Origin of the sequence: Aphanizomenon sp. CS-733/32, assembly GCF_028330045.1 — a bacterium.
GTDB classification, from domain to species: Bacteria; Cyanobacteriota; Cyanobacteriia; order Cyanobacteriales; family Nostocaceae; genus Dolichospermum; species Dolichospermum gracile.
Genome location: NZ_JAQMSE010000221.1, coordinates 1 through 5,693, shown reverse-complemented (window position 1 = coordinate 5,693; position 5,693 = coordinate 1). Strand labels below are relative to the sequence as shown.

At 39.4% G+C, this 5,693-nt stretch carries 8 protein-coding genes and 1 pseudogene; 7 read left to right on the top strand and 2 right to left on the bottom strand.

Annotation, left to right across the window (positions count from 1 at the left end):
• From PN471_RS18470 to PN471_RS18445, 6 genes and pseudogenes are all read left to right on the top strand, one after another.
• Nucleotides 1–246, top strand: a 246-nt coding sequence (locus PN471_RS18470; RefSeq protein ID WP_271778085.1) for a hypothetical protein, incomplete at its 5' end; no start/stop codon positions are given.
• A gap of 51 nt (nucleotides 247–297) precedes the next feature.
• Nucleotides 298–555 carry a hypothetical protein gene (locus tag PN471_RS18465; protein WP_271778084.1) on the top strand — a complete coding sequence of 86 codons (258 nt, stop codon included), beginning with the start codon at nucleotides 298–300 and terminating at the stop codon, nucleotides 553–555.
• A gap of 331 nt (nucleotides 556–886) precedes the next feature.
• Nucleotides 887–1,135, top strand: coding sequence for a hypothetical protein (locus PN471_RS18460; protein ID WP_271778083.1), 249 nt, complete (start codon nucleotides 887–889; stop codon nucleotides 1,133–1,135).
• Nucleotides 1,136–1,342: 207 nt separating this feature from the next.
• Nucleotides 1,343–1,438, top strand: a pseudogene (locus PN471_RS23535) (element excision factor XisI family protein); the annotation flags it as partial.
• Nucleotides 1,439–1,692: 254 nt separating this feature from the next.
• Nucleotides 1,693–1,941: a hypothetical protein gene (locus tag PN471_RS18450; protein ID WP_271778081.1), complete on the top strand. Its 249-nt coding sequence runs from the start codon at nucleotides 1,693–1,695 to the stop codon at nucleotides 1,939–1,941.
• 10 nt (nucleotides 1,942–1,951) lie between these two features.
• Entirely contained in the window at nucleotides 1,952–2,158 is a 207-nt protein-coding gene (locus PN471_RS18445) for a hypothetical protein (protein WP_271778080.1), read from the top strand.
• Nucleotides 2,159–2,327: 169 nt separating this feature from the next.
• Here PN471_RS18445 and PN471_RS18440 read toward each other — a convergent pair whose 3' ends face one another.
• Complete coding sequence (locus PN471_RS18440; RefSeq protein WP_271778079.1) at nucleotides 2,328–3,230, bottom strand: S1 RNA-binding domain-containing protein; 903 nt, start codon at nucleotides 3,228–3,230, stop codon at nucleotides 2,328–2,330.
• Between the two features lie 127 nt (nucleotides 3,231–3,357).
• On the bottom strand, nucleotides 3,358–4,164 hold the full coding sequence (locus PN471_RS18435; RefSeq protein WP_271778078.1) for a dienelactone hydrolase family protein: 807 nt from the start codon (nucleotides 4,162–4,164) through the stop codon (nucleotides 3,358–3,360).
• 263 nt (nucleotides 4,165–4,427) lie between these two features.
• Between PN471_RS18435 and PN471_RS18430 the strand changes: the two genes are divergently transcribed.
• A complete protein-coding gene (locus PN471_RS18430) occupies nucleotides 4,428–5,414 on the top strand; it encodes a GntR family transcriptional regulator (RefSeq protein ID WP_271778077.1) in 987 nt (328 codons plus the stop codon).
• Nucleotides 5,415–5,693 lie beyond the last annotated feature (279 nt).

Below are 5,693 nucleotides of genomic sequence, written 5' to 3'. Positions count from 1 at the left end.
AGCGGTAGCTTACCGAAGGTATCGCTATTTGATGTAGGTAGGATGGAGTGCGTTAGCGGTAGCTTACCGAAGGTATCGCTGTTTGATGTAGGTAGGATGAGGTGCGTTAGCGGTAGCTTACCGAAGGTATCGCTATTTGATGTAGGTAGGATGGAGTGCGTTAGCGGTAGCTTACCGAAGGTATCGCTGTTTGATGTAGGTAGGATGAGGTGCGATCGCCTTGTTGGGGGTCAAGGTGTAGTTTGATAGCAATTAATATAAAATAAAAACAGCTATAATATTAAAGAGATTTCAATTATGCCAGAAAATCAAGAACCAAACGATAAAGATTACGAAATATCTCGCCAATTAAGAAGTCTTAATAGACGAGTTGAACGTCTTGAAGATACTCAATTGACAGGTAGAGAATTAAATAGAGGATTTGATAAGATTTATGAAGAAATTGATCATCTGGAAGATAAATTTGATCTTCTTCAGTCAGAATTTAACACATTTGGTAATGAGATTAATCAGAAACTAGATACCATCTTAAAGCATATCACCGGAATGAATTAAGGCGTTAGTGAAACGCCTCTTAGGAATTGCTGTTTAGCATAGGTGGGATGAAGTGCGATGGACTTTTTGATGTAGGTAGGATGAAGTGCGTTAGCGGTAGCTTACCGAAGGTATCGCTGTTTGATGTAGGTAGGATGAGAGAGCGATCGCTTGTTTGGAGATGATGAGATGGCGATCGCTTTTTTAATGTAGGAAGTTAGAAGAGCGATCGCTTGTTTGGAGATGATGAGATGGCGATCGCTGTTTGATATAGTTAGAATGAAATGCGATCGCTATTTTAGGTATGATACAAGTGCGATCGCTTATTTTTGGTAAGGTTAGGTAAAAACTAATGACAGTTACAAAACAAAAAATTAGCAGTGAAAATTCTACATTTAATCAGCTACTAATGGAATTACAGGAGGAATGCCAAAATGTCATTTCTTTAGTTAATCAATTACAACTTGCTGAGTTAAGCGATAAGCAAAAGGGTAAAATACTTTCAGAATTATTAGTAGCATCAATTCATTTATATTCCCATTGTGATGAAGATTGGCAAAATTTGATTTCCGATGAGTTGGAAACTTTAGCAGATGATTAAGGTTATTTCTTCTGAATATCCAACTTGTCGTTTTGTTTTATGGTTTTGGTAGAGCAAAGTTGATATAATTATAAAAATAGACTTAATCCATTAACCAGTATCAAATAAATGAATCACCAAACTACCTTTAAAGAAATTGCCTCTCAAGTGCAATTATTCCAGAGTATAGAACAAAAAGAAACCTTTATATTTGTACTTAGCGCTTTAACATCTCGATTAAGGGAAGGTGTACCAAAAGAGGATATTGTTTTGGCTTTTCATGATCCTGAAACTCGGAAGTTTACTGAGTTTGCTATTGCTTAATAGAGAAAAACTTTGTTAGTATAATTTAGGTTGAGGTGGGTCTGGATGGACTCATCTTAATGTTATAATTTACGTTATGATTGATATTTTATGGGGGTTGGGGGAGAGGTCAAGATCGCTGTTTGATGTAGGTGGTATGAAGTGCGATCGCGCAAGCGCTGACTTGTCAGTTCGCTTATTACCCTTAGAGTTGAAAAACAAGCCAAATCTTATGCTAAAATCATATCAGTCCCCCCTTAAACTACGATAAATCTATGCAAACCAAAGAATTGATTATACAAGAACTACAGCAAATACCAGAAATTGAACTAACCCAAATACTTAATTTCATTCGTGCTGTCAAAGAAAAAACCAACTCCCAACCAGCTGAATATAAACCTATTTGGGAAGTAGCTGATGATATCATCAAAGATGTTCCTCAAGAAGTCTTAGAAACACTTCATCTTGATGGTGCAGTCAAATATGATTACTATCTTTATCAACAAAATCTTATACAAGAATAGACAATAGATAATGACAAGCGTTTTTGCAGATACTTTTTATTGGGTAGCATTAATTAATAAAAGTGATTCCTGGCATCAGTGTTCTGAATTAAGCGATCGCCAAAAAGGTAAAATACTTTCAGAGTTATTATTAGCATCAATCCATTTACATTCCCATTGTGATGAAAATTGGCAAAATTTGATTTCTGATCAGTTGGAAACTCTAGCAGATGATTAAGGTTATTTTTTATGAATATCCAACTTGTCATTTTAGGATAACAAGTACCGAAGAGCCGATTATTTTAGCTGATTTAAATAGAGTTAATATCCCCGACTTCTTTTTTGATCTGGTTAATCAATGATAAATTCCTGCAAGAAGTCGGGGATCTGGGGAAATTAGCAATTATCTATTCAGCCGTTTTATTAGCTGCACGATTAGCACGAGCTTCGGCGGAATCCATGACTTCTGCAAAGTTTTCCACAACTTCACCAGGGAAGTTTTCTAGGACTCTGGTAGAAATAGCAACTCGACCTTTACCTTCATCTAAATCAATAATGACAGCTTTAATGGGTTGACCAATTTGAAAGACCTTTTCTAAAGAGTCAATGAATTTTTGGCTCACTTGTTTGATGTGTAGTAAGGCGCTGACACCGTTAAAATCTACGAATACACCAAAAGGTTTGATGCCAGTAATTTTTCCTTCGATTAATTGACCGATTTCTAATAAACTGAAGTTGCTAGAACGAGCGGCTAAACGTTGAGAGAGAACGAGTTTATTGGTTTCCCGATTGATTTCTAAAAAGCCTACGGTGAGAGTTTGACCTTTGAGTGCTTCTAGGTTATCACGTTCGGCGATGTGCGATCGCGGAATAAAACCCCGGACACCTAGAAGATCAACAGTGACACCACCTTTATTAATACCTGTTACCCGTACTTGCACACTTTGGGAATTCTCCTGCATTTCTGACAGTTTTTCCCAAATTTGTTTCACTTCCAATTGCTTGCGGGAAATGGTAACTTGACCTTCAGCATCCTGATCCCGAATAATCAAAAACTCTAGTTCCTCATTCATCGGTAATACTTCCGACAAATCAGCTACTGCTCTCAAGGAAGCCTCTTCTTGGGGAAGAAACGCGGACGATTTCCCACCAATATCAACATAAGCGCCATCGTGGTCAACTTGGAAAACTTTACCACGAACAACTTGTCCTTTTTGAAATTGGTAATCGTGTTTTTCCAAGGCTTTGGCAAAATCATCCATTGAAAAAGACGAGTTGGCTGTTTGAGAAAGTTTAGATTCGGAATTCATGACGGTTGAAGATAAATTGTTATTTGTTTAGTTGTCAGTGGTCAGTGGTCAGTTGTCAGTGGTTAGGCTAGTACAGATTGGCGGAAATAAACCAACTATTCTAAATCGTTAAAAAGCCTATAATGTCTTAGTTTTGACTTTTGACTTTTGACTTTTGACTTCCGCCCTGCGGTACTAGTTGGCTAAAAAGTTGTTGGACTTGTTCCCAAGCATCCGCCGCAGCTTTAGAATTATAACTGGCACGACGGTCACAAAAAAATCCATGACCAGATCCATCGTAACGAAACAAACGATGAGAAATGTGATATTTTGCAAGTTCGGCGGTAATCTCGTCTACCTGTTCTGGAGGAATACTCCCATCTTCCTGACCAAAAAAGGCGTAGATAGTGCCTTTAATTGCTGATGTCCGGGTAATACTGGGATTTCCACCTCCGGGAGTACGAGTAGTGATCCCCGCACCGTAAAAGGCAGCAGTGGCTTTAATATCAGAGAGTGTGGCAGCTAGATAGGCGACGTGACCACCAAAACAAAAGCCAATACAACCAAATCCATCTCGGTTAACATTGGGTAAAGTTTTTAAGTAGTTAATGGCTGCTTGAATATCGCTTAAAAGTTCTGATGCTGTGGTTTGTGACCAAGCGTATTTTTTGCCTATTTCCACGTCTTCGGGACTGTAACCAGTTTCAAATCCAGGGGCTTGACGTTGAAACAGGGCTGGAGCGTAGGCGTAGCCCGTCGTAGACATCGCCACATATCCTAGTTTAGCAATTCGTTCGGTGACATCCCGAATATGGGCGTTAACCCCAAAAATCTCCTGGAGAACGACAATTCCCGGATAAGAACCGGGTGCTGTTGGTTGAGCTAAATAGGCGGCTATTTGCAAATTGTCTTCAGGAATTTGAATTGTTGTAGTCTGTATTGCTGACTCTGTCATAATATAAGTTGTGAGTAGGGAAATAGGTAAGAGGTACGAAGCACAAGTTAATCATAGTTATATCTATCAGCAATTAGTAACCACTAATGGCGTTGTGAATTACGATTCATTTACTGATCGGACTTACATTCATTTTGACCCTTACCTTCTGATTTGGTGTATTCTTCTGTGATAATATTTTCCAGAGCAAACTAACCCATTAATCATATATTTAACAGGTAAATTATGGCTATTTGTATAAGTCTTATGGAGCAGAATTGGTAATGATTCAATTCCGTATTCAGCCAGATAGTGAAATTCCTGCATCTAATCAACTGTTTAATCAGATCAGATTTGCGATCGCCTCTGGGCAATATTCACCTGCATATAAACTACCCAGTACCAGGGCTTTAGCCATGCAAACTGGATTACATCGCAACACCATTAGTAAAGTTTACCGCCAATTGGAGGAAGAAGGATTTGTCGAAAGTTTAGTAGGTTCAGGCATCTATGTCCGCGCTCAAGGTCATGAAGGCGGAAGCAGATCCCAGTCTCCCATGCTCAAACAAAATCCTCAAGCCTATAAGGTGGTGCAACAAGCCCTAGATGAGTTACTAGGTCAAGGTTGTTCTCTCAATCAATCACGAGAACTATTTTTAGCAGAAGTTGACTGGCGCTTGCGTTGTAGTGCCAGAGTATTAGTGGTGACACCATCTCAAGATATTGGGGCTGGGGAATTAATGGTTGATGAGTTAGAAGAATCCCTGCAAATCCCCCTCCAGCTAGTCGCAATGGAACAACTGATTGGAGTATTAGACCAAACCACTTCAGCCACATTAGTCACCAGTCGTTATTTTATCGGAGAAGTGGAAGCGATCGCTGCCCCCAAAGCCGTCCGCGTCATTCCCCTCGATATTCACGACTATGGTAAGGAAATGACTGTAGTTAAAGGCTTACCTAAATCTAGTTGTATAGGTATAGTTAGCCTCAGTTCCGGTATTCTCAGAGCCACAGAAGTTATTCTTCACGGTTTACGCGGGGATGAACTCTTGGTAATGACCGCCCAACCCAAGGACGCTTATAAACTACACGCGATCGTCAAACGCTCAGAAATAATCTTTTGCACAGATCAAGTTAGCTATTCCACAGCACAATCCGCCATGCAAACAGCCTTAGAAGACCTTATCCGTCCCCCCAAACTTATTCGTTGTGAAAACTATATCGGTACACAGTCCATCAACTTATTAAAACGCGAATTAGGACTAGTTTAGGCTCTACCGGACTTAATTTGATAAATATCATCGTTTCTATGACAAATTTTTGGCAATTTGAAGCAGATCTTGTTGATTCTTGGCGTTGTATTCCTATGTAAGTACGCTATAAGCTGAATACTTACGGTATTAAGCTTAAATTAGCTTAATCAGCAGAAGCCCCACGTCTCACTCTTAGGAGCGTGGGATGAATGCGCGTGAGTTGAGTTGCGTAGCCCAAATTGTATTTGAGCGTAGCGAAAACAAAGAAGGCTACAGCGACGAAACGAACAAAATATT